The sequence below is a fragment of the Nocardia sp. NPDC050712 genome (assembly GCF_040654295.1).
Lineage (GTDB): Bacteria > Actinomycetota > Actinomycetes > Mycobacteriales > Mycobacteriaceae > Nocardia.
The window spans coordinates 971,984-996,198 of the sequence record NZ_JBFAHT010000004.1 but is presented as its reverse complement, the minus strand read 5'-3'; the positions used below and the strand labels follow the sequence as shown (position 1 = coordinate 996,198).

The 24,215-nt window shown below is 69.4% G+C and carries 29 protein-coding genes; 20 read left to right on the top strand and 9 right to left on the bottom strand.

The features are described from left to right. Nucleotides 1–149: 149 nt before the first annotated feature. Complete coding sequence (locus tag AB0H76_RS32650) at nucleotides 150–635, top strand: hypothetical protein (RefSeq protein WP_357330880.1); 486 nt, start codon at nucleotides 150–152, stop codon at nucleotides 633–635. 47 nt (nucleotides 636–682) lie between these two features. Here the strand turns inward: AB0H76_RS32650 and AB0H76_RS32645 are convergent, their stop codons facing one another. The 3 genes from AB0H76_RS32645 to AB0H76_RS32635 all read right to left on the bottom strand — a co-directional run bounded on the left by AB0H76_RS32645 (nucleotide 683) and on the right by AB0H76_RS32635 (nucleotide 4,240). After that, entirely contained in the window at nucleotides 683–1,384 is a 702-nt protein-coding gene (locus tag AB0H76_RS32645; protein WP_357330879.1) for a methyltransferase domain-containing protein, read from the bottom strand. 208 nt (nucleotides 1,385–1,592) lie between these two features. Further along, a complete protein-coding gene (locus AB0H76_RS32640; RefSeq protein ID WP_357330878.1) occupies nucleotides 1,593–3,629 on the bottom strand; it encodes an ATP-dependent DNA helicase in 2,037 nt (678 codons plus the stop codon). Between the two features lie 47 nt (nucleotides 3,630–3,676). Beyond that, the gene (locus AB0H76_RS32635; RefSeq protein ID WP_357330877.1) at nucleotides 3,677–4,240 is read right to left on the bottom strand and encodes an isochorismatase family protein; all 564 of its coding nucleotides are present in this window, start codon (nucleotides 4,238–4,240) and stop codon (nucleotides 3,677–3,679) included. 92 nt (nucleotides 4,241–4,332) lie between these two features. On the opposite strand from AB0H76_RS32635, the gene AB0H76_RS32630 reads away from it, so the two are divergent. Next, a complete protein-coding gene (locus AB0H76_RS32630; protein ID WP_357330876.1) occupies nucleotides 4,333–4,554 on the top strand; it encodes a hypothetical protein in 222 nt (73 codons plus the stop codon). Nucleotides 4,555–4,606: 52 nt separating this feature from the next. Continuing rightward, nucleotides 4,607–4,816, top strand: coding sequence for a hypothetical protein (locus AB0H76_RS32625; RefSeq protein ID WP_357330875.1), 210 nt, complete (start codon nucleotides 4,607–4,609; stop codon nucleotides 4,814–4,816). Nucleotide 4,817: 1 nt separating this feature from the next. On the opposite strand, the gene AB0H76_RS32620 is transcribed toward AB0H76_RS32625, so the two are convergent. Then, nucleotides 4,818–6,119 carry a nicotinate phosphoribosyltransferase gene (locus AB0H76_RS32620; RefSeq protein ID WP_357330874.1) on the bottom strand — a complete coding sequence of 434 codons (1,302 nt, stop codon included), beginning with the start codon at nucleotides 6,117–6,119 and terminating at the stop codon, nucleotides 4,818–4,820. Nucleotides 6,120–6,214: 95 nt separating this feature from the next. Between AB0H76_RS32620 and clpS the strand changes: the two genes are divergently transcribed. The 10 genes from clpS to rdgB all read left to right on the top strand — a co-directional run bounded on the left by clpS (nucleotide 6,215) and on the right by rdgB (nucleotide 13,069). Then, nucleotides 6,215–6,541: an ATP-dependent Clp protease adapter ClpS gene (gene clpS, locus AB0H76_RS32615; RefSeq protein WP_357330873.1), complete on the top strand. Its 327-nt coding sequence runs from the start codon at nucleotides 6,215–6,217 to the stop codon at nucleotides 6,539–6,541. 23 nt (nucleotides 6,542–6,564) lie between these two features. Further along, nucleotides 6,565–7,137 (top strand): DUF2017 domain-containing protein, encoded by a 573-nt coding sequence (locus AB0H76_RS32610; RefSeq protein ID WP_357330872.1) that lies wholly within the window; start codon nucleotides 6,565–6,567, stop codon nucleotides 7,135–7,137. A 44-nt stretch (nucleotides 7,138–7,181) separates the two neighbouring features. Beyond that, the gene (locus tag AB0H76_RS32605; RefSeq protein WP_357330871.1) at nucleotides 7,182–8,243 is read left to right on the top strand and encodes a P1 family peptidase; all 1,062 of its coding nucleotides are present in this window, start codon (nucleotides 7,182–7,184) and stop codon (nucleotides 8,241–8,243) included. A 121-nt stretch (nucleotides 8,244–8,364) separates the two neighbouring features. After that, on the top strand, nucleotides 8,365–8,778 hold the full coding sequence (locus AB0H76_RS32600; protein WP_357330870.1) for a M67 family metallopeptidase: 414 nt from the start codon (nucleotides 8,365–8,367) through the stop codon (nucleotides 8,776–8,778). A 24-nt stretch (nucleotides 8,779–8,802) separates the two neighbouring features. Beyond that, nucleotides 8,803–9,075 (top strand): MoaD/ThiS family protein, encoded by a 273-nt coding sequence (locus AB0H76_RS32595; protein WP_357330869.1) that lies wholly within the window; start codon nucleotides 8,803–8,805, stop codon nucleotides 9,073–9,075. Nucleotides 9,076–9,083: 8 nt separating this feature from the next. Then, complete coding sequence (locus AB0H76_RS32590) at nucleotides 9,084–10,046, top strand: cysteine synthase (protein WP_357330868.1); 963 nt, start codon at nucleotides 9,084–9,086, stop codon at nucleotides 10,044–10,046. Between the two features lie 87 nt (nucleotides 10,047–10,133). Next, nucleotides 10,134–10,820 (top strand): rhomboid family intramembrane serine protease, encoded by a 687-nt coding sequence (locus AB0H76_RS32585; protein WP_357330867.1) that lies wholly within the window; start codon nucleotides 10,134–10,136, stop codon nucleotides 10,818–10,820. A gap of 69 nt (nucleotides 10,821–10,889) precedes the next feature. After that, a complete protein-coding gene (locus AB0H76_RS32580) occupies nucleotides 10,890–11,654 on the top strand; it encodes a cyclic nucleotide-degrading phosphodiesterase (RefSeq protein ID WP_357330866.1) in 765 nt (254 codons plus the stop codon). Between the two features lie 45 nt (nucleotides 11,655–11,699). Further along, a complete protein-coding gene (gene rph, locus AB0H76_RS32575) occupies nucleotides 11,700–12,467 on the top strand; it encodes a ribonuclease PH (RefSeq protein WP_357330865.1) in 768 nt (255 codons plus the stop codon). Then, nucleotides 12,464–13,069 carry an RdgB/HAM1 family non-canonical purine NTP pyrophosphatase gene (rdgB, locus tag AB0H76_RS32570; protein WP_357330864.1) on the top strand — a complete coding sequence of 202 codons (606 nt, stop codon included), beginning with the start codon at nucleotides 12,464–12,466 and terminating at the stop codon, nucleotides 13,067–13,069. Before rph ends, rdgB begins: the two co-directional genes overlap by 4 nt. On the opposite strand, the gene AB0H76_RS32565 is transcribed toward rdgB, so the two are convergent. Genes AB0H76_RS32565 through AB0H76_RS32555 form a run of 3 tightly spaced genes read right to left on the bottom strand, consistent with a single transcriptional unit; the run spans nucleotide 13,066 to nucleotide 14,862 of the window. Then, the gene (locus tag AB0H76_RS32565; RefSeq protein WP_357330863.1) at nucleotides 13,066–13,407 is read right to left on the bottom strand and encodes a DUF3817 domain-containing protein; all 342 of its coding nucleotides are present in this window, start codon (nucleotides 13,405–13,407) and stop codon (nucleotides 13,066–13,068) included. The genes rdgB and AB0H76_RS32565 overlap by 4 nt on opposite strands. After that, nucleotides 13,404–13,841 carry a transcriptional regulator gene (locus AB0H76_RS32560; protein ID WP_357330862.1) on the bottom strand — a complete coding sequence of 146 codons (438 nt, stop codon included), beginning with the start codon at nucleotides 13,839–13,841 and terminating at the stop codon, nucleotides 13,404–13,406. The genes AB0H76_RS32565 and AB0H76_RS32560 overlap by 4 nt, the downstream gene beginning before the upstream one ends. A gap of 52 nt (nucleotides 13,842–13,893) precedes the next feature. Next, nucleotides 13,894–14,862 (bottom strand): helix-turn-helix domain-containing protein, encoded by a 969-nt coding sequence (locus tag AB0H76_RS32555; RefSeq protein WP_357330861.1) that lies wholly within the window; start codon nucleotides 14,860–14,862, stop codon nucleotides 13,894–13,896. 114 nt (nucleotides 14,863–14,976) lie between these two features. Between AB0H76_RS32555 and AB0H76_RS32550 the strand changes: the two genes are divergently transcribed. Then, on the top strand, nucleotides 14,977–15,912 hold the full coding sequence (locus AB0H76_RS32550) for an NADP-dependent oxidoreductase (protein ID WP_357330860.1): 936 nt from the start codon (nucleotides 14,977–14,979) through the stop codon (nucleotides 15,910–15,912). 42 nt (nucleotides 15,913–15,954) lie between these two features. On the opposite strand, the gene AB0H76_RS32545 is transcribed toward AB0H76_RS32550, so the two are convergent. Beyond that, nucleotides 15,955–16,830, bottom strand: coding sequence for an oxidoreductase (locus AB0H76_RS32545; protein WP_357330859.1), 876 nt, complete (start codon nucleotides 16,828–16,830; stop codon nucleotides 15,955–15,957). A 94-nt stretch (nucleotides 16,831–16,924) separates the two neighbouring features. On the opposite strand from AB0H76_RS32545, the gene AB0H76_RS32540 reads away from it, so the two are divergent. Beyond that, nucleotides 16,925–17,557: a TetR/AcrR family transcriptional regulator gene (locus AB0H76_RS32540; protein ID WP_357330858.1), complete on the top strand. Its 633-nt coding sequence runs from the start codon at nucleotides 16,925–16,927 to the stop codon at nucleotides 17,555–17,557. A 1-nt stretch (nucleotide 17,558) separates the two neighbouring features. Here the strand turns inward: AB0H76_RS32540 and AB0H76_RS32535 are convergent, their stop codons facing one another. After that, complete coding sequence (locus AB0H76_RS32535) at nucleotides 17,559–18,530, bottom strand: sigma-70 family RNA polymerase sigma factor (protein ID WP_357330857.1); 972 nt, start codon at nucleotides 18,528–18,530, stop codon at nucleotides 17,559–17,561. A 188-nt stretch (nucleotides 18,531–18,718) separates the two neighbouring features. Here AB0H76_RS32535 and AB0H76_RS32530 point away from each other — a divergent pair, with 188 nt between their 5' ends. From AB0H76_RS32530 to AB0H76_RS32510, 5 genes are all read left to right on the top strand, one after another. Beyond that, nucleotides 18,719–19,354 (top strand): TetR/AcrR family transcriptional regulator, encoded by a 636-nt coding sequence (locus AB0H76_RS32530; protein WP_357330856.1) that lies wholly within the window; start codon nucleotides 18,719–18,721, stop codon nucleotides 19,352–19,354. Nucleotides 19,355–19,412: 58 nt separating this feature from the next. Then, nucleotides 19,413–21,449: an MDR family MFS transporter gene (locus tag AB0H76_RS32525; protein WP_357330855.1), complete on the top strand. Its 2,037-nt coding sequence runs from the start codon at nucleotides 19,413–19,415 to the stop codon at nucleotides 21,447–21,449. Nucleotides 21,450–21,518: 69 nt separating this feature from the next. After that, the gene (locus AB0H76_RS32520) at nucleotides 21,519–22,166 is read left to right on the top strand and encodes a PadR family transcriptional regulator (protein WP_357330854.1); all 648 of its coding nucleotides are present in this window, start codon (nucleotides 21,519–21,521) and stop codon (nucleotides 22,164–22,166) included. A gap of 199 nt (nucleotides 22,167–22,365) precedes the next feature. Further along, a complete protein-coding gene (locus AB0H76_RS32515; RefSeq protein ID WP_357330853.1) occupies nucleotides 22,366–23,565 on the top strand; it encodes an FAD-dependent monooxygenase in 1,200 nt (399 codons plus the stop codon). Nucleotides 23,566–23,746: 181 nt separating this feature from the next. After that, a complete protein-coding gene (locus AB0H76_RS32510) occupies nucleotides 23,747–24,160 on the top strand; it encodes an AMP-binding protein (protein ID WP_357330852.1) in 414 nt (137 codons plus the stop codon). Nucleotides 24,161–24,215: the final 55 nt, after the last annotated feature.

Sequence of the window (24,215 nt, the reverse complement as noted above, 5' to 3'; positions counted from 1 at the left end):
GCCGCCGGAGCTGAGATGGAAATGAGATCTCCTGTGTGCTAACAGCTTTCGGCTGACATCGATTAGATCAACAACGGAACCTGTTACAGTGATTTCACTAACGCAACTTTAGTAGTAACAACGCCGGCGGGCAGTCCGACAAACCGGGCATGACTCTCAATCGCAAGCAGCTGCAACAGTTTTCGGTTCGCACCGGCGTCATCGCAGCGGTGACCGCCGCCGGGCTGGTCGGGCTCGCAGGGCCATCCACCGCCATTCCGCACGAGGACGGGATGCGGTTCACCCCGACCCTGACGCGCTTGATCCCCACCAGTTGCTCCGCGATCATCGACGCGATCACCGTGCGCGAAGCGCAGCCGGGGACCTTCGGCGTCCGGGTGAACATCACCCAGACCGGGGAGGGGTGTTCGAAGTGGAAAGTGGCCGTGCGCTGGAAGAACCTGGATACCGGGCGCGAGAACGGGCAGCAGCACATCGTCGACGAGCACGGCGTCATCCAGGCCACGGACGGCGTGATCAGCGGGTTCGGCATGGGACCGGGCGTCGGCCGGGTGGAGGCTCGGATCGTCACACTCGACGAGCGTGATCGCGAACTGCCGCAGCTCTCGGGCACGGCTACGTTCAGCCTCAACTGAGAATCGGTGCCGTGCCCAGCTCGCGCTGGGCACGGCACTTTCGGCTCTCAGTCACCGTGCAGGATCAGCATGGTGTGCGCACCATGGTGGAACTCGTACTCCGTCTCCCGCAGCGCGGAGTGAATCCCCAGGTCGCGCAGTTCTTTACGCAGATGTTCCACGAGCACGTCGTGATGCCGGCCGATATGGTCGACCAGCGGATACAGCCGGACCTCCCCGGCGCTCACCCGCGCCAACTCCAGCAGCGACGCGAGATGAAAGTTCGCGTCCAGGCGATCGGCGTAGGTGAACAGCAGATGTGAGCTGAACACCAGGTCGAAACTGTTGTCCCGGAAGGGGAGTGTGGGCAACTCCGCGGCGATATAGCGCTCCGGATGCGCCGTCAGATCGGCGGCGAACAGCTTGGCCGCCGCGTGCCGGATGGCGCGATGCTGCTCCGGGCCCCCGTACCAATCCCACCGGTAGCGGTCGTAATGCGCGGTGGCCCAGTCGCTTCCGCGGTCGGTCTCGCTGACCGCCAAGCTGCGCAGCCGCTCGGCGGAGCGCGAGTAGATCGGATCGGTGGCGATGACGCGCGCGCCGAGGTCGCTGGCTTCACTGGTGAAGCTCGCGGCCCCGCCCGGGCAGTCGAGAATGCGGCGGCCCACCAGGTCGGCGTCGGTCAGATCGAAGATCGCGCGATACTCCGCCAAAGATCTTGCACTGACGAGGAATTCGCCTAGGACATCGGTGTCGAGAGGGTGCTTCATCTGGACAACGGTCTCATGTGACGCTGTAAGGCGAAACCAAAATTGTGTTACGAAGTTAGGTTCGGCTCAGCGGTGCCCCCGCGCCGCGTGCAGGGCTTGGCGCGGGGGCTGCCGGTGCCTTCGGTGGGGAATTGGGGGTCACCGAAGGACTGCAATCCAATTTACTTCCGGTTGGAATCAAGTCCAGTTCTTGTGCGCGGTGTCACAACTACACCGTGGTCAGCCGTTTCAGCGCGCGCACCACAACCTCCGGATCAGCGGTTTCCCAGTACGGCGGCAACGTCGCCCGCAGGTATCCGCCGTAGCGCGCGGTGGCCAGGCGCGAATCCAGGATCGCGACCACGCCCTTGTCGTCCACGCTGCGCAGCAGCCGCCCGGTGCCCTGCGCCAGCAGCAGCGCCGCGTGATTGGCCGCCACCGTCATGAACCCGTTGCCGCCCCGGGACTCCACCGCGCGCTGGCGCGCGGTGAGCAGCGGATCGTCGGGGCGCGGGAACGGAATCCGGTCCAGGATCACCAGGCTCAGCGACGGCCCCGGCACATCCACGCCCTGCCACAGCGACAGCGTGCCGAACAGGGAGGTCTCCGGGTCGTCGGCGAACTTGCGCACCAGCGCGCCGGTCGCGTCGTCGCCCTGGCACAGCACGGGAGTGTCGAGCCGGCTGCGCAGCGCCTCGGTCGCCGCCTTCGCCGCGCGCATCGAGGAGAACAGGCCGAGTGTGCGCCCGCCCGCCGCGGTGATCAGCCGTTCGATCTCGTCCAGGTAGGCCGGTGCCAGGCCGTCGCGGCCCGGGGCCGGTAAGTGCTTGGCGACATAGAGGATTCCGGATTTCGCGTGGTCGAACGGTGAGCCGACATCGACCGAACTCCAGCGCACCGTCTCGCCGTCGGAGGGCGCCTGGGCGCCGTTCGCGGTGGCGGTGTCGGGACGGTTGGCGTGCTGCGCGGGCAGGCCCCAGGTGACCGCGAGACTGTCGAACGAGCCGCCGATCTGCAACGTCGCCGAGGTCAGCACGACCGTGGAGGGACCGAACAGGCGGGTGCGCAGCAGCCCGCCCACCGACAGCGGCGCCATGCGCAGCGATTTGCGGGCGACGCCGCGGATCTCGTCGGCGGCCAGCCAGATGACATCGCGCCGGGTCGCGGGATCGGGTTCGTCGAAGGCGGTGAGCGCGCGCACCGCGCTGTCGTGCACCTCGTCGATCGCCGCCAGGGCTTGGGTGCGCGCGGCCGCGGTGTCCGGATCGCCCTGCTCCTTGCTGGATCCGGGCGGGGCCAGCTCGGTGCGCGCGTTCCAGGCCGCGTCCCGGACCAGCGCCAGCACCGGCGCGACACCGCTTGGCATGACATCCCAGCGGGCCGCGGGCAGTTCCTCCAGCAGTTCGTGCCAGGCCTCGGCGGCGCCCTCTAGCCGGTCGACCTCGCGTTCGTCGATGAGTTTGGCGCAGCGGCGCGCGGCGGCGCTGATGGCCGGGGCGGCCAGCTCGGCGGTGGCCACGCCGGTGACCCGGTCGACGAGCTCGTGTGCCTCGTCGATCACCACCACATCGTGTTCGGGCAGCACCTGGATGCCGCTGATGGCGTCGATGGCCAGCAGCGCGTGGTTGGTCACCACCACGTCGGCCTGGCCCGATTCCGCGCGGGCCTTCTCCGCGAAGCAATCCTGGCCGAACGAGCAGCGCGACTTGCCAAGGCATTCGCGCGAGGAGACGCTGACCTGGCGCCAGGCGCGATCGGTGACGCCGGGCGCCAACTCGTCGCGGTCGCCGGTCTCGGTGTCGGAGGCCCATTCGTTGAGGCGCTGCACCTCGCGGCCGAGCCGGGAGATCGCGAACGCGTCGAACAGCTCCTGTTCGGGCTCCTCGGGAATGACGCTGTTGATCTTGTTCAGGCACAGGTAGTTGTTGCGGCCCTTGAGGATCGCGAACTGCGCCTCGCGCCCGAGCGGCTCCTTCAGGGCCTTGGCCAGGCGCGGCAGATCACGATCGACGAGCTGGCGTTGCAGCGCGATCGTCGCCGTGGAGACCACGACGGTGCGCCCGGTGCGGACGGCGTGCCGCAGGCTCGGCACCAGGTACGCCAGCGACTTACCGGTGCCCGTGCCCGCCTGGACGGCGAGATGCTCCTTGGTATCGATCGCGTGGTCGACGGCCGCCGCCATCGTCACCTGCCCGCTGCGTTCCTTGCCGCCCAGCGCTTGGACGGCGGTGGACAACAGCTCCAAAGCAGACGGGAGTTCAGGCACCCGAGCAGACTACTGCGCCGCACCGACAGGTGCGGGCGGACAGCGGCTCAGCCGACGGCGCCCTGCAGCTCGATGCCCGCTTTGCGCATTTGGTCGAGCGCGGAATCGGTGCTCGCCGGGGCGACGCCCGCGGTCAGGTCGAGCAGCACCCGGGTATCGAACCCGGCGCCCTCGGCGTCCAGCGCGGTGGCGCGCACGCAGTGGTCGGTGGCGATGCCGACCACGTCCACCGCCTCGATATCGCGGGCGCGCAGCCACTTGGCCAGCGTGCTGCCGTCGGCGGCCGCGCCCTCGAAACCCGAATAGGCGGCGGAGTACTCACCCTTGGAGAAGATCTCCTCGATCCGGTCGGTACTCAGGTTCGGATGGAATTCCGCGCCCGGTGTGCCGACCCGGCAGTGCGGCGGCCAGCTGTCCACGTAATCCGGGTGCTCGGAGAAATGCGCGCCCGGGTCGATGTGGTAATCGCGGGTCGCGACGACCGCGGCGTAATCCCTGGTCGCGACGTGTTCGCTGATCCGCTCGGCCACCGCCGCGCCGCCCGCGACGGCCAGCGATCCGCCCTCGCAGAAATCGTTCTGCACGTCGACGATGATCAACGCCCGGTTCATGACAAGGCTCCTTTTCGCGCGGATGTAAACCGAAGGCTACCGCCCTGCGATTACTTTGTGCCGCCGCTACACCGCACCCCCTGGAGGAACACATGGGCAGCAGCACACTTCGCATCGTGGTCGGCGTCGCTGTCGGCTACCTGGCCTATCTCGGAGTGACCCTCTATCTGGACGGCGGCCCCGGCGCCTGGGGCGGCTGGGTGAATCTGTCCATTCGCGCGCTCGTCGTGGTCTTCGTCGCGGCGCTGGCCGTCGAGCTGGTCAACCGCCGCAAGCGGGCCGCGGCCGCGCGCCGGACGCCGCCCGCGCCCTGAACCGTCTACTCACGATTGGTATTTCGTTGTGTCGCAACAAGGTGGGGTCGCAGTGCGCGACGACAACTTCATGGTCCGGGTGACCCTCTGGACGCTGCAGGCGATCGTGTTCGCCGCCTGCGCGCTCGCGTTCAGCGGCATGTGGCTGCTGTTCGACCGCCCCGTCGACGGTGTCGAGTGGGCCTGGCTCGGACTGCGCGGCGCGGTATTCGCCACGCTGTTCATCGGATTCAGCCTGCGCTACGAACGCCGGCGCGGCTGAATCACTTCAGGAACGTGGTGGGAATCGCGGGCTCACCGGCCGAGAGCTTGAGCCCCTCCCACGGCAGGCTGATCAGCCCGCGCCGGACCAGGTCCCGGCTCTGCTCCAGGGTCGGCAGCCCGTCCAGCACCTGGCCGCCACGTACCAGCGGCGCCTGCAGTTCACGGCTCTCGAACCCGTTCGCCGCGGGCGCGGGACCCGTTGCGGGATAGACGATCTCCTCGACGACGGTGCCGGTGGGCCGGGACAACCGGATCGCCTTCTTGGTGCCGCCGCGGGATTCCTTGTGGCTGCTGCGTTTCGCGACCGGGACGCCGTCGACCTCGACCAGTTTGTAGACCATGCCCGCGGTCGGCGCACCCGAGCCGGTGACCAGCGAGGTGCCCACGCCGTAGACGTCCACCGGGTCGCCGCGCAGCGCGGCGATGGCGTATTCGTCCAGGTCGCCGGAGACCACGATGCGGGTCCCGGTGGCGCCGAGGCCGTCGAGCTGATCGCGCACCTGCTTGGCCAGCACGCCGAGGTCACCCGAATCTATGCGCACCCCACCGAGTTCCGGGCCCGCCACCGCGACGGCGTTGACCACGCCCTGGGTGATGTCGAAGGTGTCCACCAGCAGTGTGGTGCCCACGCCCTGCGATTCGACCTGGCTGCGGAAGGCCGCCTGCTCGTGCGAGCCATCGGATCCGCTGTGCAGCAGGGTGAACGCGTGCGCGCTGGTCCCCGCGCTGGGCACTCCGAAGCGGCGCGCGGCCTCCAAATTCGAGGTGGCGTCGAACCCGGCCAGGTAGGCGGCCCGGGAGCTGGCCGGCGCGGCGAGTTCGTGGGTGCGCCGCGAACCCATCTCGATGGTCCGCCGCCCGGCGGCCGCGTTGACCATGCGGGCCGCGGCCGAGGCGATCGCGCTGTCGTGATTGAGGATGGACAGGATCAGCGTCTCCAGCACCACGCCCTCGGCGAAGCTGCCGCGCACGGTCAGGATGGGGGAGCCCGGGAAGTACAGCTCGCCCTCGGCGTAGCCGTCGATCTCCCCGGTGAAGCGGTAGTCGCGCAGCCACTCCACCGCGCGGGCGTCGAGGAAGCGCGCGACCACCGCCAGCTCCTCCGGGCCGAACCGGAACCGCTCCAGCGCCTCCAGGACCCGGCCTGTGCCCGCGACGACGCCGTAGCGGCGACCGTTGGGCAATCGCCGCGCGAACACCTCGAAGGTGCAGCGCCGCTCGGCCGAGCCGTCGGCGAGGGCGGCGGCGAGCATGGTCAATTCGTACTGGTCCGTAAGGAGCGCGGTGCTGGGGGTCTCCACCCCGTCACTGTAGATAACGAGACGCAACTGTGGCCTGATCCGCCAGCTTTCTCGCAGGTGTTGTGCTCCGGGTGCCGAGTCGTACCCTGGACGTCATGGCCTTGTGCGAAACGGAACTGGCAACAACGCTGTCGGCGGCACAGGCGACTCCGGAGGCGGTCGAGCACACCGAGGTCCTGGAGGCCGAAGACCGCCCCTGGGTGACGGTGGTCTGGGACGACCCCGTCAACCTGATGCACTACGTCACCTACATCTTCCAGAAGCTTTTCGGCTACACCAAGGCGAAGGCCACCGAGTTGATGCTGCAGGTGCACAACGAGGGCAAAGCCGTGGTGTCGTCGGGCTCGCGGGACAAGATGGAGGCGGACGTGCGCCGGCTACACGCGGCTGGCCTGTGGGCCACGATGCAACGGGATGAATGATGGTGCGACTACCCTGAGTCTTCGTGCGTAAGTGGAGCCGGAAGAACTCGCTGAGCGGCCTCAAACTGCGATCCGAGATGGATCACCGGGAGGCCGCGGTACTGCGCTCGCTGGTCGGCGCGGTCTCCGGGCTGCTCGTCGAACGGTCGCAGTCCGCGCCGGAGGACGAGCTCGCCGCCCTGACCGGGCTGCGCAGCGGCAATACCGTCCCGCCCGAGGACCCGCGCCTCAAGCGCCTGCTGCCCGACTTCCACCGCAGCGAGCCCGGTTCCCCCGACGCCGACCGGGCCGACCTCAACAGCGCGCTGCGGGGCCTGCACGAGCCGGAGATCATCGACGCCAAGGTCACCGCCGCCACGGTGGTGCTCAATACCGTCCCGGTCGAGGGCGGCAAGGTCTCGCTCACGCCCGAGCAGGCCGACGCCTGGCTCACCGCGCTGACCGACGTCCGCCTGGCCTTGGGCGCCGTCCTCGACATCGACGCGGACACCCCCGATCAGCTCGAGCCGGGCGATCCGCGCGGCGTCCACCTCGATGTGTATCACTGGCTGACGTGGATGCAGGACTCCCTGCTCCAAGCGATTTCCCCCGAGTAGCGATTGCCCGTGCCGGTAGTAGTTCCGACGCAGAATGGTGGGTCATGAACGCGGTACCCGGAGCGCGTAACGCACTGACCGACGTCGCCGGACTGCTGGTGGGGCACCACCACGAACTCGATCCGCGCGCCACGCTCGGCAGCGGCGCGGCCACCGGGTGCACCGTGGTGCGCGCACCCGGCGGCACGGTCGCGGCGGTCGACGTGCGCGGCGGCGGCCCGGGTACCCGGGAGACCGATCTGCTGGACCCGGGTAACACTGTGCGGCAAGTGAATTCGATCCTGCTCACCGGCGGCAGCGCCTACGGCCTCGCCGCCGCCGACGGCGTGATGCGCTGGCTGGAGGAGCACGGGGAAGGCATTCCGATGGATCCGGCCGACCCGGCCAAGGTGGTGCCGATCGTGCCGGGCGCGGTGATCTTCGATCTTCCGGTGGGCGCGTGGGGAATTCGGCCGACGCCCGACTTCGGTTTCCGCGCGGCCGAGGCGGCGGCGGCCGACTTCGCCCGGGGTTCCGTGGGCGCCGGTGTGGGTGCGCGCGCCGGGTCGATCAAGGGCGGGGTGGGTTCCGCGAGCATCGTGCTGGGGGAGGGGCCCGCCGCGGGCGTGACGGTGGCGGCGCTGATCGTCGCCAATCCCGTCGGCTCGGTGTTCGATCCGCGCACCGGCCTGCCCTGGGGCGCCGGCACCGACGGCCCGGAGTTCTTCGGATTGTCCACGCCCGCACCGGAACAGGTGACGCGCGCGAACGCGCTGCCGGTCAAGGGCACCGTCCTGAACACGACCATCGGGGTGGTGGCGACCGACGCGCCGCTGGACCCGATCGGCTGCCGCCGGATGGCCACGACCGCGCACGACGGGCTGGCCCGGGCGATCCGGCCCGCGCACTCCCCGCTCGACGGCGACACCCTGTTCGCGCTGGCCACCGGCACCGCCGAGCCGGCGGCCGGGTTCCCGATGCCGCCCGCGTTCCCGCCGGACCTGCTGGTCCTGGACGCGGTCTGCACCGCCGCGGCCGTCGCCGTGGAACGCGCCATCGTCGACGCCATTCTCGCCGCGACCGCCGTCGCGGGCATCCCGTCCTACCGCGACCTGTTCAGCGCCTAGCCTCCCGGCCGGAGTGTGCAACAGGTCACCCGATGCCGTGCCGGTGCGGGCGGTGCCGGGAATAGGTGAATATCCTGGGTCGTTGTCGGCTGGGACAGCCGGGATAGGGAAGGGTTGACTGGTGCTGGTGATCAAGAGCGACCTCGTGGCCGCGATGGTGGCGCACGCCCGCGCCGACCACCCGGACGAGGCCTGCGGAATCATCGCCGGGCCCGAGGGTTCGGACCGCCCGGAGCGGTTCGTGGCCATGGTCAACGCCGAGCGCTCGCCCACCTTCTACCGGTTCGATTCCGGTGAGCAGCTGAAGGTGTGGCGCGCGATGGACGACGCCGACGAGACCCCGGTGGTCATCTATCACTCGCACACCGCCACCGAGGCGTACCCGAGCCGCACCGATATCTCTTTCGCCTCCGAGCCCGACGCGCACTACGTGCTGGTTTCCACCCGCGATCCCGAGCAGCACGAGCTGCGCAGCTACCGGATCATCGACGGCGTGGTCACCGAAGAGCCCGTGCAGATCGTCGACACGTACTAAATCCCAGGAAATCGAGGAGTCCCCATGTCGGTAACCGTGTCCATCCCGACCATCATGCGCAGCCTCACCGGCGGTGAGAAGCGCGTGCAGGCCAGCGGCGACACGCTGTCCGCCCTGATCACCGACCTCGACGCGAACCACCCAGGCCTGGCCGAGCGCCTGCTCAAGGACGGCAAGCTGAACCGCTTCGTCAACATCTATGTCGACGACGAGGACGTGCGCTTCTCCGGCGGGCTCGACGCGGAGGTGCCCGCGGACGCCTCGGTCACCATCCTGCCCGCCGTCGCCGGAGGCTAGAACCGGCCGTGGCGCGCTATGAATCACTGATCGCGACCCTCGGCGACACCCCGCTGGTCGGGTTGCGCACGCTGTCCCCGAAGTGGGACGGTGACGACCACGTCCGGCTGTGGGCCAAGCTCGAGGACCGCAATCCGACCGGGTCCATCAAGGACCGCCCGGCGCTGCGCATGATCGAGCAGGCCGAGGCCGAGGGCCGGCTCACGCCCGGCTGCACCATCCTGGAGCCGACCAGCGGCAACACCGGGATCTCGCTGGCGATGGCGGCCAAGCTCAAGGGCTACCGCCTGGTCTGCGTGATGCCGGAGAACACCTCGGTGGAGCGTCGTCAGCTGCTCACCATGTTCGGCGCGCAGATCATCGATTCCCCGGCTGCCGGCGGGTCGAATCAGGCGGTGGCCAAGGCCAAGCAGATCGCCGCCGAGCACCCGGACTGGGTGATGCTCTACCAGTACGGCAACCCGGCCAACGCGCTCGCGCACTACGAGACCACCGGCCCGGAAATCCTCGCGGACCTGCCCGAGATCACGCATTTCGTGGCCGGGCTCGGCACCACCGGAACCCTCATGGGCACCGGCCGTTTCCTGCGCGAGCAGGTCGCCGACATCGAGATCGTCGCCGCCGAACCGCGCTACGGCGAGCTGGTGTACGGCCTGCGCAATATCGACGAGGGCTTCATCCCCGAGCTCTACGACGAGTCCGTGCTGACCACCCGCTTCTCGGTGGGCCCGTTCGACGCGGTCAAGCGCACCCGCGAATTGGTCCTGGAGGAAGGCATTTTCGCGGGCATCTCCACCGGCGCCATCCTGCACGCCGCGCTCGGCATCGCGCGTAAGGCGCTCAAGGCGGGCAAGCGCGCCGACATCGCCTTCGTCGTGGCCGACGGCGGCTGGAAGTATCTGTCCACCGGCGCCTACGACGGCACTCTGGAAGAAGCCGAGGAGCGGCTCGACGGCCAGCTCTGGGCCTGAGCCCGCGCGTACCGGCGTCGAGCGCCGGTACCCTCGGTGGAGCGGGGCCGCCGCACTCGGGCGACCTCGTGACACGAGGAGGTTGCCATGGCCGGCGGCACGGGCCCGTCGTTCGATCCGGATCGGATCGCGCGGCTGCGCGGGCAGGTTTCCAAGCCGGGCGCTTCCGGTCTCGGGCAGCGCGCCTGGGCGCAGGCCGGGGTCCTGATCCTGGGTTTCGTGGCCCTGCTCTACAGCATCGAGGGTGTCGACACCCTGGTGGATCATCGCCTCGACCGGGAGGGCATCGAGCCGCGCGAGCCCGAAGGGCTGTGGGGCATCCTGTGGGCCCCGCTGCTGCACGGCGGCTGGCCGCACCTGGTCGGCAACACGCTGCCGGTGCTGATTCTCGGATTCCTGGTTCTGCTGAGCGGGATCGGCCGGGGCCTGGCCGCGACCGCGATCATCTGGCTGGTCGCGGGCGTCGGCACCTGGCTGATCGGCCCGGACCACAGCGTGCACCTCGGCGCGTCGTCGCTGATTTTCGGCTGGTTGACCTACCTGATCTCGCGGGGCTGGTTCGCCCGCAATATCGGCCAGATCCTGCTCGGATTGGTCGTTTTCGTGGTCTACGGCTCGGCACTGTGGGGCGTGCTGCCCGGTGACCCCGGAATATCTTGGCAGGGCCATCTTTTCGGTGCGTTGGGTGGACTGCTCGCGGGCTGGGTACTCTCTGGTGATGCACGCCGAAGCCGCCGCGGAGATCAGTCGGGGATCCTTGCGCCGCCCAGGTGAGGCCCTCGAACGCAGCCGAATGTGGGGGATCCGTTGGTGACCGAAAATTCGTCGTGGCAGCATGATGGGATGCGCCTTACCGTCCTCGGGTGCTCGGGCAGTGTGTCCGGCCCGGACTCCCCAGCGTCGGGGTACCTGCTGACCGGACCGGATATGCGGCCGGTGGTCATCGATTTCGGGCCCGGCATACTCGGCGCGTTGCAGCGCTACGCCGATCCCGGTGAGGTCGACATCTTCCTCACCCACCTGCATGCCGATCACTGCCTGGATCTGCCGGGCCTGCTGGTGTGGCGGCGCTATCACCCCACTCCGCCGGTCGGCAAGGCCATCGTGCGCGGTCCCTCGGACGCGGGTTTGCGCATCGGCAACGCCTCGGCCGAGGTCGGCGGCGAATGCGACGACTGGTCCGATGTGATCGATCACCGGATCTGGGCCGAGCACGAGGCGGTGCCGTTCGGCCCCGGCCACACCGTGCTGGCGCGGCGGATGTTCCATCCGCCGGAGTCCTACGGCCTGCGCATCACCACCAAGGCCGGGCGCACCTTCGTCTACACCGGCGACACGGCCATGTGCGACGCGGTGCTCGAACTCGCGCAGGGCGCCGACATCCTTATGTCGGAGGCCTCCTGGACCCACGATCCGGCGAATCGTCCACCGGGCATTCACCTTTCGGGGACCGAGGCGGGGCAGATCGCGACCCGGGCCGGGGTCAAGGAGCTGCTGCTCACCCATATCCCGCCGTGGACCTCGCGGGAAGACGTGATCGCCGAAGCCAAGGCGGAGTTCTCCGGGCCCGTGCACGCGGTCGCGCCGGGCGAGACCTTCGACATCTGAGTCCCCCGCATATCCCGTCTCGACCCGCGCCGTTAGGCTGAGCGCGTGTCGAGACGAGCTGATGGCAGGGCGGACGACGAACTCCGCGAGGTCCGGATCACCCGTGGGTTCACCACGCATCCGGCGGGATCGGTGCTGGTGGAATTCGGCGGGACGCGGGTGATGTGCACCGCCAGCGTCACCACGGGCGTGCCGCCGTGGCGCCGCGATTCCGGCCTGGGCTGGCTCACCGCCGAATACGCGATGCTGCCCGCGGCCACCCACACCCGCTCCGGCCGGGAATCGGTGAAGGGCAAGGTCGGCGGGCGCACCCAGGAGATCAGCCGCCTGGTCGGCCGCTCCCTGCGGGCCTGCATCGATCTCGCCGCGATCGGCGAGAACACCATCGCCATCGACTGCGACGTGCTGCAGGCCGACGGCGGCACCCGCACCGCCGCGATCACCGGCGCCTATGTCGCGCTGGCCGACGCGGTCACCTACCTCGGCGCGACCGGCGGCCTGGCCGACCCGCAGCCGATCTCGTGTGCGATCGCCGCGGTCAGCGTCGGCGTCGTCGACGGCCGAGTCCGCCTGGACCTGCCGTACGAGGAGGATTCGCGCGCCGAGGTCGATATGAACGTGGTCGCCACCGACACCGGAACCCTGGTGGAGATCCAGGGCACCGGCGAGGGCGCCACCTTCCCGCGCTCCACCCTGGACAAGATGCTGGACTCCGCGCTGGCCGGCTGTGAGCAGCTGTTCCAGGTGCAGAAGGAGGCGCTCGCGCTGCCGTACCCGGGCCTGCTGCCCGAGTTGGTGGAGAAGCGCAAATGAGCCGGGTCCTGGTCGCCAGCCGCAACGCCAAGAAACTGACGGAGTTGCGGCGCATCCTCGACGAGGCCGGGATCGCCGGCGTCGAGATCGTCGGCCTGGACGATGTGCCGCCCTACGAGGAAGCGCCCGAGACCGGCGCGACCTTCGAGGAGAACGCCTTGGCCAAGGCACGCGACGGCGCCGCGGCCACCGGGTTGCCCTGTGTCGCCGATGATTCCGGCATCGAGGTGGATGCCCTGAACGGCATGCCCGGCGTGCTGTCGGCCCGCTGGTCGGGCCGGCACGGCGACGATCCGGCCAACAACGCGCTGCTGCTCGCGCAGCTGGGCGACGTGCCGGACGAGCGGCGCGGCGGCCGGTTCGTCTCCACCTGTGCGCTGGTCGTTCCCGGTGGCGAGGAGCTCGTGGTGCGCGGCGAATGGCCGGGCACCATCGGGCGCGCCCCGCAGGGTGACGGCGGCTTCGGCTACGACCCGCTGTTCTTCCCGGACGGCGGCGCGGTCAGTGCCGGGCAGCTCACGCCGGCCGAGAAGGACGCGGTCTCGCATCGCGGCCGCGCCCTGAAGCAGTTGCTGCCCGCGCTGGCGGCACTGGCAGGCTAGACGCCGAAGTCCTGCTTGACCTTCTTCGCGTTGATGTGCTCGATGACGAACGACAGCAGCGGAACGGTGCCCGCGATGAGGGTGCCGACAGTCCGCAGCAGGGGCCAGCGGACCTTCACGGCGAGGTCCGCGGTCACCAGCAGGTAGGCGAAGTAGACCCAGCCGTGCACCACGGCGATCCAGCTCGGGGTGTCCACGTCGAAGCCGTACTTGGCGATCATCTCGCCGGTGAGCAGCAGCAGCCACAGGCCGGTTATCCAGGCCAGGACGCGGTAGCGGGTGAGCGCCGCGGCGATCTTCTGGGTCTTCGCGCCGGGCGCGGTTTCGGTGGCGCTCATCCGGCGCTCCTCTCGGGGTGGGACTCCAGGCCCGCGCGGCGGATCTGGTCGTCGAGATCTTTGGCGTGCAGGTCGGCCAGGTATTTGTTGTAGTCGGCCAGCGCGGGGTCCTCGTCGCGGGCCGCCTTCGGGCGCTCGGGCAGGATGCCTGCCGGAATCTCCCGTGGCGCAATGTCTTTCGCGGGTTTCGGGGTCTGCTCGCCGTCGTCCTCGGATTCGCGCTCCAGCCGCACGAAGCGGACGTAGGCGAAGACGGCGAACCCGGCGAACAGCGGCCACTGCAGGGCGTAACCGAGGTTCTGCCCGGTGCCGCTGGAGGATTCGAACCGCTCCCACTGCCACCAGCCCAGGGCCAGGCAGGTCAGCGCGGACACCAATACCAGGGCGATGAGAGCCGGGCGATTGTGTGCCGAGCGGCGCGGAGGAGCAGACACGGGTCCTACGGTACCCGTCTACTACAGCGGCCGTAGGAGCAGGTCATCGCCGTCAGCGCGTGGCCGCGGCCCGGAAGGTGCGGCGGTAGGCGGTCGGGGCGATGCCGAGGGCCGCGGTCAGGTGCTGACGCATCGCCGCGGCGGTGCCGAACCCGGATTCCGCGGCGACCCGGTCGATCGGCAGGTCGGTGGTCTCCAGCAGCATGCAGGCGTGGTCGACGCGCTGCTGGGTCAGCCATTGCCCGGGCGGCAGGCCGACCTCGTCGCGGAACCGGCGGCAGAAGGTGCGCACGCTCATCCGGGCCTGACCCGCGAGTTCGGACAGGGTGAGCGGGCGGTCGAGGTGCCGCAGCGCCCACTCGCGGGTGCTCGCGATGGCGGAGGAGGCCGGTTCGGGCACCGGGCGCTCGATGAATTGGGCCTGGCCGCCCTCGCGCCACGGCGCGACGACGCAGAGCCTGGCGACCCGATTGGCCACGGCGGTGCCGTGGTCGCGGCGGACCAGGTGCAGGCACAGATCGATGCCCGCCGCGGCGCCGGCGGCGGTGAGGATCCGGCCGGGGTCGACGAACAGCACCGTCGGGTCGACGTGCACCTGCGGGAAGGTGCGCTGGAAGTCGGCGGCCTGGTTCCAGTGCGTGGTGGCGGTGGCGCCGTCGAGCAGCCCGACGGCGGCGAGCACATAGGCGGCGGTGCAGATCGAGACGATCCGAACGTCGGGCTCGAGCCGTGCGATCGCCTCGGGCAACCCCGCGGGCAGCCACTCCGCGTCCGACTCCGCCCCGCAACCGATGAACGGCGGGATGACGATGGTGTCGGCGGTGTACAGGGCGGTCAGATCCTGCTCGACCGCGATGGTGAAATCCGCGTTGCTGCGCACAGGGCGGCCGTCGAGCGTGCAGGTGATGATCTCGTAGAGCGGCGTGCCGTCGGTGTCGAAGGCGGTGCCGAAGATCCGCGCCGGGATGCTCAATTCGAAGGGGTAGACCCCGTCCAGGGCCAGAACGACTACCCGATGCATGGCAAGATCCTTGCACATATTGGCCTGCTTGCCACTCGCTGGCAGCGCGGCGCTGCGGAATTCTGTTCTCGGCGCGGCGGATTCATCCGGAATCCGCCCCGATGACCAGGAGATATGACGATGCTTGCGATCGGTCAGGACGAGTTCGGCGGCCCCGAGGTACTACGGGTGACCGAGGCGGACAAGCCGGTTCCCGGGGTGGCCGAGGTGCTGGTGCGGGTGCACGCGACCTCGGTCAATCCGACCGATGTGTGGCACCGGCTGCTCGGCGGCCTGGTCGGGCGGATCGTGCCGCTCGGCTGGGATGTCTCCGGTGTGGTCGAGGCGATCGGCCCGGGCGTCACCCTGTTCCAGCCCGGCGACGAGGTCTTCGGCATGCCCCGGCATCCGCTGCCCGCGGGCACCTACGCCGAGTACGTCACCTCGCCGGCCCGGCATCTGGTCCGCAAGCCGGCCGCCCTGACCCACGCCGAGGCCGCGGCCCTGCCGCTGGTGGCGATGACCGCCTGGCAGGCGCTGGTCGACGTGGCCGAGGTGCGGCCCGGCCAGCGGGTGCTGATCCACGCGGCGGCCGGGGGCGTGGGGCATGTGGCGGTGCAGATCGCCAAGGCGCGGGGCGCGTACGTCATCGGCACCGCGAGCACCGCCAATCAGGAGTTCGTGCGCGGCCTGGGCGCGGACGAGGTAATCGATTACACCGCGGTCGATTTCGCGGAGGCGGTGTCGGAGGTGGATGTGGTCCTCGACGCCATCGGCGGCGAGTACGGACCACGCTCGCTGCGCACGCTGCGGCCGGGCGGAATCGTGGTGTCGCTGGCCTCGCCCGCCGAGCTGCAACTCGCGGAACTCGCTCGGCCGCAAGGCAAGCGAGCGCGGTTCATGGCGGTCGAAGCCGATCTGCACGGGCTGCGCGAGATCGCGGCGCTGGTGGAGTCCGGGTTGTTGCGGGCGCACGTCGACACCGCGCTGCCGCTCGGCGAGGTGGTCAAGGCGCACGAGCTCATCGCCGGTGGTCGCACCGTCGGAAAGGTCGTGCTCACCCTCGACTGAGCGCCGCGTCGTCCCGGCCGGGAACGCCGGGACGACCCGAACTCAGAACTTGTACGTGACGCCGGTCAGCCGCTCGGATTCTTCCCACAGCCGCCGCCACAGCTCCCGGTCCTGGGAGAGCTTGCTCGACGGGGACGGCTCCACCGGCCCCTGGCTCTGCATCAATCGCGCCGGGCCCCAATAGGTTTCGGGGTCGGCGTCCGGCATGGTCGCCGCGAAGAGGGTGGAGTGGGCGGCCTTGGCCGGCGCGTGCCCGATCAGCCGGATGAAGGGCTTGCTGACCAGGTCCAGCGGAGTCTCGGTGCGGGCGAACAGGTCCGTGGCCGACACGCCGGGGTGCACTCCGTAGGAGCGCTTGGCCGAACCGGCCTCGCCGAGGCGGCGCTGCAGTTCGCGGGCGAACATCAGGTTCGACAGCTTGGCCTGGGCATAGGCCAGATTCCGCTGGTAGCGCCGGTTTTCGTAGTTCAGGTCGTCGACCCAGAACTTGGGGGTCTGCTTGTGCGCGATGCTGGCCAGGGTGACCACCCGGTCGCCGATCCGGTCGAGCAGCAGGCCGGTGAGCGCGAAGTGCCCGAGATGATTGACACCCCACTGGGTTTCGAAGCCGTCCTTGGTGCGCGAGAACGGGACGTTCATCAGGCCCGCGTTGTTGACCAGCACGTCGAACTCGCCGGAGGTCTCGGCGAATTTGCGGACCGAATCCAGGTCGGCCAGGTCCAGTGTCGCGGTGCGTACGTCACCGGGAATGCTGTCGGCGACCGACTTGGCCTTTTCCGCGTTGCGGCAGGCCATGATGACGGTCGCGCCCTTGGCCGCCAGGACTTTGGTGGTCTCCGTGCCCAGTCCCCCGTTCGCGCCGGTGATGACAAAGGTGCGCCCGGTCTGATCCGGGATCTGTGTTGGTTTCCACGCCATGGGCCAACCTTACTCCGGAGTAAGTTCCGGGGGAAGAGCGCGGGGGGATTGACTCAGACAATACGCGTCAGAACGGCTGGGTACCGTGAAGCTCGTGACAACCGTGGGCAGGCAATACGGCGGACGCGCCGTCACCGAACGCAAGGCCGAACGCCGGCTCCGGTTCCTCGACGCCGCGACCAGGATCTTCGCCGAGCGCGGCTACACCGACTGCTCGCTGGCCGACGTCTGCGCCGCCGCCGGATTGTCCAAGCGCCAGTTCTACGAGGAGTTCCAGACCCGCGAGGACGTGCTGGTCGCGGCCTACGACCGGATCCAGGACGAAGCCGCTTCCGCGGTGATCGCCGCTGTCCGCGAACTGGATTCGGCCGCGCACGCGCAGGCCGCGATGCACACGGCGATGTCGGCCTACCTCGGCTCGATCGGTTCGGACGCGTTCCGCGCCAAGGTCGCGTTCATCGAGGTGGTCGGGGTCAGCGAGCAGATGGAGAAGCACCGGCGCGCCCGCCGGCACAAATGGGCCGCGCTGCTCGAAGCGGTCGTGATCCCGCGCGTCACCCCCGGCGGCCACCTGCGCGGCGGCACCCACCTGGGCGCCGCCGCCCTGATCGGCGCGATCAACGGGCTGAGCAGCGAATGGCTGCTGGCCGACCCGCGCCCGCCGATCGACGTGCTGGTCGACCTGCTGGTCCCGCTCTCGATCGCGCTGATCGAGCCCTCGGCGTAGCTCAGCCCAGCATGTCGGCCAGGTTGCGCGCCCGGCTCGGCTGCCGCAGCTTGCCGAGCGCCTTGGCCTCGAGCTGGCGGATCCGCTCTCGCGAGACGCCCAGCGCGGTGCCCACCTGCTCCAGGGTGCGGGCCTCGCCGCGGTCCAGGCCGAACCGCAGCAGGATCACTTCGCGCTCCCGATCGCTCAGGGTCGCGAGCACCGCGTCGAGCCGGCCCCGGATCTGCCCGGCCGCAACCAGTTCGGCCGGGTCGGGGGCGGCGTCGGCGATCAGGCTGCCGAGTTCGGTGTCGTCTTCGCTGCCGACCGGGGTGTGCAGCGAGATCGGGGTGCGGCCGTGCCGCAGGACCTCTTCGACCTGCGCCGTGGGCAGGTCGAGTTCGGTGGCGATCTCGGCCGGGGTGGCGACGCGGCCCAGTTGCTGCGACAGCGTGCGCTGGGCCCGGGTGACCCGATTGAGCACCTCCACCACGTGCACCGGAATGCGAATGGTGCGGCCCTGGTCGGCCAGCGCCCGCCCGATCGCCTGGCGGATCCACCAGGTCGCGTAGGTGGACAGCTTGAGCCCGCGTTCGGCCTCGAACTTCTCGATGGCGCGGATCAGCCCGAAGGTGCCCTCCTGCACCAGGTCCAGCAGCGACATACCGGTCGGCAGCGGGTAGCGCTTGGCGATCGAGACGACCAGGCGCAGGTTCGCCTCGACCATGTGCTCCTTGGCGCGGTTGCCGGTGGTCACCGTGCGGCGCAGCTCGCGCCGGGTCGCGGTATCGAGTTCGGCTCCGGCGGCGGCACTCTCGTCCAGGCGCTGCTGGGCGGCCAGCCCGGCCTGGATGTAGCCCGCCAGCTCGACCTCCTCGCCGGCGGTGAGCAACGGCGTGCGCCCGATGGCGCGCAGGTAATCCTTGACCGGGTCTTCGCTGACCGCGCCGGTGGTCGGGGCGAGGCGGCGGTTGGTGGCGCAGAACTGAGGCATCCGAAGGCCTTTCGATCGTGGAGCGGGCATCGGCGGGGTCGTCGCGCGGATCAGTGCCAGGTAGAAGCACTCCGGGGCCCGGAATATTCCGCTCGGTGCCGCCGGCTCCGGCGGCGAAGACAAAATTAGATCAGACCTAAAAATATGTCAAGTATAAATTTAGGACGAATTCGGCTAGGCTGCGTGGCATGACCGAACCGGGCCTCCGCGCGCGCAAGAAACAGCAGACCAGGGACAGCATTTCGCAGCAGGCCACGCTGCTGTTCCTGGAGCGCGGCTTCGACAAGGTGACGATCGCGGAGGTGGCCGCGGCCGCCGACGTCGCGAAGATGACCGTGACCAACTACTTCCCGCGCAAGGAGGACCTGGCGCTGGATCTGGGGCCGGTGTTCGTCGAGCAGCTCGCCCGGACGGTGCGGGAGCGGGCGCCGGGGGAGTCCGCGCTCGCGGCCCTGCGTCGCGCGTATCTGGCGGCGGCGGCCGGGCGGGACCAGGTCGTCGGATTCTCCGGGCCCGCGTTCGCGCAGCTGATCGCCGACAGTCCGGCATTGGTCGCCCGGCTGCGCGAATTCCACGAGGAGCGCGAGGCGGCGCTGGCTCGCGCGCTCGCGGCGGAGACCGCGGCCGCGCCCACCGATATCGCGCCGCGCGTCGCGGCCGCGCAGCTCGCCGGGGTGCACCGGGTGCTGTTCGACGAGACCGTGCGCCGCACGCTCGCCGGCGAATCCGACGAGGACATCGCCGCCGCGCTCACCGGCTACATCGCCGAGGCCTTCGGCGCTCTCGCCCCGGCGCTGGACCGGTACGCGGTGCGCCCCGGCTGACGATTAGCTGCCGTGTCGCTGGCGGTCCATGATGGCGGCATCAGACCATACTGTGCGCATGACCGAGGCAGTTGCTGTCGCCGAGAAGTCCGCCCCGGAAGCGCTCAGTCGCGGCCGGATCAATCTCATCTTCGGCACCATCGTGCTGGGCATGCTGATGGCCGCGCTGGACCAGACGATCGTGTCGGCGGCCCTGCCCAGCATCGTCGCGGACCTCGGCGGCGCGGGGCACATGGCCTGGGTGGTCACCGCCTACATGCTCACCGAGGCGGTCGCGACGGCCTTGGCGGGCAAGCTCGGTGACCTGTTCGGCCGCAAACTGGTCTTCCAGGTCAGCGCGGTCATCTTCATCGCCGGTTCGGCGCTGGCCGGCCTGTCGAACGACATGGTGCTGCTGATCGTGGCCCGCGGCATCCAGGGCATCGGCGCCGGCGGCCTCATGGTGACCGCGATGGCGCTGATCGCCGACACCATCCCGCTGCGCGAACGCGGCAAGTATCAGGGCGCGCTGGGCGCGGTCTTCGGCGTCACCACCGTCGTCGGTCCGACCCTGGGCGGTTTGTTCACCGACCACGGCAGCTGGCGCTGGTGTTTCTACGTCAACGTGCCGATCGCGATCATCATGATCGTGCTCGCGGCCCGGACCATCCCGCACGTGCGTGCCGTCGCCCGGCCGATCATCGACTACGCCGGCATCGGCCTGGTCGCGGCCGGCGTCTCCTGCCTGATCCTCGGACTGGAGTTCGGCGGGCAGGAATACCCGTGGGGCTCTTGGCAGATCATCGCCCTGTTCGTGGCGTCGGCGGTGCTGCTGGCGGCCTTCGTCGCCGTCGAACTGCGGGCCCGCGAACCGATGCTGCCGATGAAGTTGTTCCGCAGCAACGTCTTCACGGTCTGTTCGATCCTGAGCTTCATCGTCGGCTTCGCGATGATCGGCTCGATGACCTTCCTGCCCGCCTATTTCCAGTATGTGGACGGTGTGTCGGCCACCATGTCGGGTGTGCGCACGCTGCCGCTGGTGGTGGGCCTGATGTTCACCTCGATCCTGTCCGGTCAGGTGGTCGCGAAAACCGGCCGCTACAAATACTTTCCGATCGTCGGCACCGGTGTGATGGCGGTCGGCCTGTTCCTGATGTCGACGATGGGCCGGTCCACCGGCACCTGGCGGGAATCGCTGTACATGCTGGTGCTCGGCATGGGCATCGGCCTGTCCATGCAGGTGCTCACCATCGTGGTGCAGAACACCGTGCCCTATGCGGATCTGGGCACCGCGACCTCGGGCGTCACCTTCTTCCGCACGCTGGGCAGCGCGTTCGGCGCCACGGTGTTCGGGACCCTGTACAACAATCAGCTGACCCCGAATCTGGGCCGGGCGCTGGCGGAATCGCCCGGGGTCTCGCCCGGCGTCGCCGCGAATCCCGAAGCGCTGCGCAATCTTCCGATCGAGCAGTCCGCCCCGATCATCGACGCCTACGCGATGTCCATCGACTACGTGTTCAAGTGGGTGGTGCCGGTCGCGATCATCGGATTCCTGGTGGCCTGGTTCCTGAAGCAGGTGCCGTTGCGCGACAGCATCCGCGGCGGGGCCACCGATGTGGGCGAGGGCTTCTCGATGCCGGACCACTCGGATCGAGTGGCGCTGCTGGAGCGGTCGGTGGGCGCCACCATGCGCAAGGCGCACGCCGACGGCGGCTCGGTCGGCGCGGTCATCCTCTCGGACGCGGGCAGCGATCTGAGTCGCGGCCAGGCCTGGGCGCTCGGGCAGATCTATCTGCACAACCGGATTCGCGGCGGCGCGAGCATCGAGTCGATCGCCAAGGCGCACAAGGTGCCGGGCGAGATCGTCGAGCCGGTGTTGCTGACCATGATCGGCGCGGGCTACGTCGACGCCGACGACGGGAATCTGGACCTGACCGTCGCCGGGCGGGCCGAGGTGGATCGGGTGCATCACGCCTGGCGGCGCTGGCTCAGCGGCCGGATCGACGATCTGGACGATCGCGATCCGGTGGACAGCGCGCTGCTGGACGAGGCGCTGGACAACATCGCCCGGAAGTTGCTCGATGACCAGCTGGAACACGACGTCGTGCGGGTCTGACCGCGCTCGCTCGAATACTTGTGGCCGAATACTCGTAGACGTATACTCGTCTACGAGTAAGGAGGTGCAATGGCTACCAAGCGCAAGGTCAACAATCTGCTGGCATTGGCAGTGCTGTCGGTCATCGTGGAACGGCCGATGCACCGCTACGAGATCGCCTCGAAGCTGAAAGAGCGCGGCAAAGACCGCGACATGGACATCAAGTGGGGCTCGCTCTATACGGTCGTGCAGAACATGGCCAAGGCGGGCTTCCTGGAGGAGATCGGCAGCGAACGCGATGGCGCCCGCCCGGAACGGGTGATCTACCGGATCACCGAGGCCGGGCGCGCCGAAATGCGGGAGTGGACCACCGAGCTGATCGCCGATCCGGAGCTGGAGGCGACGCGGTTCACCGCGGGGCTGTCCATTCTGGGCGTGCTGCCCCCGGATCTGGTGATCGAGCTGCTCGGCCATCGCATCGCGGCCCTGGAGCAGAACATCGCCGAGGTCCGGCGTGAGCTGGCCGAGCTGGCCGGCGGCCTGCCCCGGCTGTTCACCGTCGAGACCGAATACGGCCTGGCGATGCTGGACGCCGAGCTGCGGTGGACGCGGTCCTTCCGCGCCGAGCTCGTCGAGGGTACCTTCCCCGACCTGGGCTTCTGGCGTCGCATGCACGTCGAGAACATCGATCCGGCCGAAGTCTTCGAGCTGGTGGAAAGGGGGGAACTGCCAGAGTAGATCGGCGCCTCGCGCTCGGGGCGCGTGCAAGACCCAGGCCCGGCGGCGGTGCGGCAACACCACCGCCGAGCCCGAGAAAACCGTCTCGAACCGTGCCCGCATACGCACACCCGGCCCAAGGTTTGGCAACCACAGGATAGACCGGGTGGCGGCAGGACGGTTTCGGGGAACCTCGACCGACCTGATTTGGAGTACAACCATGTCCACCACACGTTCCGCACTGGTGATCGGCGGCGGCATCGCCGGCCCGGTCGCCGCGACCGCACTGCGCAAGGCGGGCATCGACGCCCGTGTCTTCGAGGCCTATCCCGGCCCCGCCTTCAATATCGGCAGCGGCCTGGCGCTGGCGCCCAACGGTCTGGCCGCCCTCGAGGTGGTCGGCGCCGGAGATCGGGTGCGCGACATCGCGTTTCCCATCACCGGCATGGCCCTCTCGGTCGGCGGCAAACAGCACTCGGTGCCCAATCTGGCCGATACCGAGCCGCTGCAACTGGTCGATCGCAGCGAGTTGCACAACCTGCTGCACGATCACGCGACCGCCGCCGGTGTGCCGTTCGAATACAACAAGCGCCTGGTGCGCGTCCAGGAGAGCGCCGACGGCGTCACCGCGCACTTCGCCGACGGCAGCAGCGCCACCGCCGACGTGCTCATCGGCGCGGACGGCATCCGGTCGACCGTGCGGGGATTGATCGACCCGAACGCGCCGGGCCCGGATTACACCGGGATGCTCGGTTTCGGCGCGATGGTCGACTGCGAGCTGGACGTCGAACCGGGCACCATGGTCTTCGCGTTCGGCAAGCAGGCCTACTACCTGTACGGCGCGCTCGACGACGGCCGGGTCATGTGGGGCGCGAATCTGCCCAGCAAGCAGTATCTTTCGCTGACCGAGGCGCGGGCGCTGCCGCCCGAGCACTGGCTGCGGATCCTGCGCGAGACCTACAGCGACGATGCGGCGGGCGGTGCGCTGGTGCGCGCGACCACCGCCGCGAACCTGGAGGTCGCCGGCGCGCTGCACATCATGCCGCCGGTGCCGCGCTGGCACCGGGGCCGCCTCGTCCTGGCGGGCGATTCGGTGCACGCGCCGTCCAACAGTTCCGGGCAGGGTGCCTCGATGGGCATCGAGAGCGCGATCCAGCTGGCGCGCTGCCTGCGGGATCTGCCGCACGAGCAGGCCTTCCGGGTCTACGAGCAGCTGCGGCGCGCCCGCGTGGAAGGCATCGCCAAGCGCGCCGCGAAGATCAATCACAGCAAGACCCCCGGCCCGGTGGCCCGCAAGATGATGAATCTGGTGATGCCGGTGATGTTCAAGATGATGGATCAGGAGAAGCAGCTCGGCGCCGAGCAGCGCTACCGGATCGATTGGGACGCAACGGTATCCGCGGATCTCCTCGCCGCTTGATCCGATGTCGCCGGTCGTGGGCCCGTCCGCCGCCGGCGACATCGCCGCACCCCCTGGGGTGGGAAATCGTTCACCCCCGGGGGTCGGGTGCACCAGCACTGGGGGTCCTGTCGAGAGGGCTCTGAACAGGGGAAATTAGAAGTCGTACAGCAAGAACGGAACGACTTCGGAGGAACACCTCATGAACACCGCAACCCTCGCCCAGAACCGCACCGGCGCTGCTCGGCAGGCCACCGCGGTGTCCACCCTCGACGCCGACCGCGACTACCTGGACCGCTGGTCCAACCGCCTGGCCCGGGTCCTGCTGGCCCGCGGCGCCGCACCCGGCACCCGCATCGCCGTCGCGGTCGAACCGTCCGTCGAGTTCGTGGTGACCCGCTGGGCGATCGAGAAGATCGGCGCCACCGCGGTTTCCGCCGCCTCGGCCGCATTCGGTGGCCGCCTCGGCGTCACCACCAAGGAGGAGCGCGGTGCGCTCACCGACACGATCGACTGGCTGGTGCTCGACGATCGTTCGACGCTGCTGGGCTATCTGACCGGGTCCGACGCCCCGATCACCGAGGCCGACCTGTTCCACATCCCCCAGGCCTGCTGAGCCGAACGGGCGGACACTCCGGTCCGCCCGTTTTCGCGTGCTGCCGGACCAGTCG

Excerpts from the sequence above, each read along its gene's own strand:
- AB0H76_RS32650 (WP_357330880.1), top strand. The coding sequence starts at position 150 with ATGACTCTCAATCGCAAGCAGCTGCAACAGTTTTCGGTTCGCACCGGC.
- AB0H76_RS32645 (WP_357330879.1), bottom strand. The coding sequence starts at position 1,384 with ATGAAGCACCCTCTCGACACCGATGTCCTAGGCGAATTCCTCGTCAGT.
- AB0H76_RS32635 (WP_357330877.1), bottom strand. The coding sequence starts at position 4,240 with ATGAACCGGGCGTTGATCATCGTCGACGTGCAGAACGATTTCTGCGAG.
- AB0H76_RS32630 (WP_357330876.1), top strand. The coding sequence starts at position 4,333 with ATGGGCAGCAGCACACTTCGCATCGTGGTCGGCGTCGCTGTCGGCTAC.
- clpS (WP_357330873.1), top strand. The coding sequence starts at position 6,215 with ATGGCCTTGTGCGAAACGGAACTGGCAACAACGCTGTCGGCGGCACAG.
- AB0H76_RS32605 (WP_357330871.1), top strand. The coding sequence starts at position 7,182 with ATGAACGCGGTACCCGGAGCGCGTAACGCACTGACCGACGTCGCCGGA.
- AB0H76_RS32595 (WP_357330869.1), top strand. The coding sequence starts at position 8,803 with ATGTCGGTAACCGTGTCCATCCCGACCATCATGCGCAGCCTCACCGGC.
- AB0H76_RS32585 (WP_357330867.1), top strand. The coding sequence starts at position 10,134 with ATGGCCGGCGGCACGGGCCCGTCGTTCGATCCGGATCGGATCGCGCGG.
- AB0H76_RS32580 (WP_357330866.1), top strand. The coding sequence starts at position 10,890 with ATGCGCCTTACCGTCCTCGGGTGCTCGGGCAGTGTGTCCGGCCCGGAC.
- rdgB (WP_357330864.1), top strand. The coding sequence starts at position 12,464 with ATGAGCCGGGTCCTGGTCGCCAGCCGCAACGCCAAGAAACTGACGGAG.
- AB0H76_RS32565 (WP_357330863.1), bottom strand. The coding sequence starts at position 13,407 with ATGAGCGCCACCGAAACCGCGCCCGGCGCGAAGACCCAGAAGATCGCC.
- AB0H76_RS32555 (WP_357330861.1), bottom strand. The coding sequence starts at position 14,862 with ATGCATCGGGTAGTCGTTCTGGCCCTGGACGGGGTCTACCCCTTCGAA.
- AB0H76_RS32550 (WP_357330860.1), top strand. The coding sequence starts at position 14,977 with ATGACGATGCTTGCGATCGGTCAGGACGAGTTCGGCGGCCCCGAGGTA.
- AB0H76_RS32545 (WP_357330859.1), bottom strand. The coding sequence starts at position 16,830 with ATGGCGTGGAAACCAACACAGATCCCGGATCAGACCGGGCGCACCTTT.
- AB0H76_RS32535 (WP_357330857.1), bottom strand. The coding sequence starts at position 18,530 with ATGCCTCAGTTCTGCGCCACCAACCGCCGCCTCGCCCCGACCACCGGC.
- AB0H76_RS32530 (WP_357330856.1), top strand. The coding sequence starts at position 18,719 with ATGACCGAACCGGGCCTCCGCGCGCGCAAGAAACAGCAGACCAGGGAC.
- AB0H76_RS32525 (WP_357330855.1), top strand. The coding sequence starts at position 19,413 with ATGACCGAGGCAGTTGCTGTCGCCGAGAAGTCCGCCCCGGAAGCGCTC.
- AB0H76_RS32520 (WP_357330854.1), top strand. The coding sequence starts at position 21,519 with ATGGCTACCAAGCGCAAGGTCAACAATCTGCTGGCATTGGCAGTGCTG.
- AB0H76_RS32515 (WP_357330853.1), top strand. The coding sequence starts at position 22,366 with ATGTCCACCACACGTTCCGCACTGGTGATCGGCGGCGGCATCGCCGGC.
- AB0H76_RS32510 (WP_357330852.1), top strand. The coding sequence starts at position 23,747 with ATGAACACCGCAACCCTCGCCCAGAACCGCACCGGCGCTGCTCGGCAG.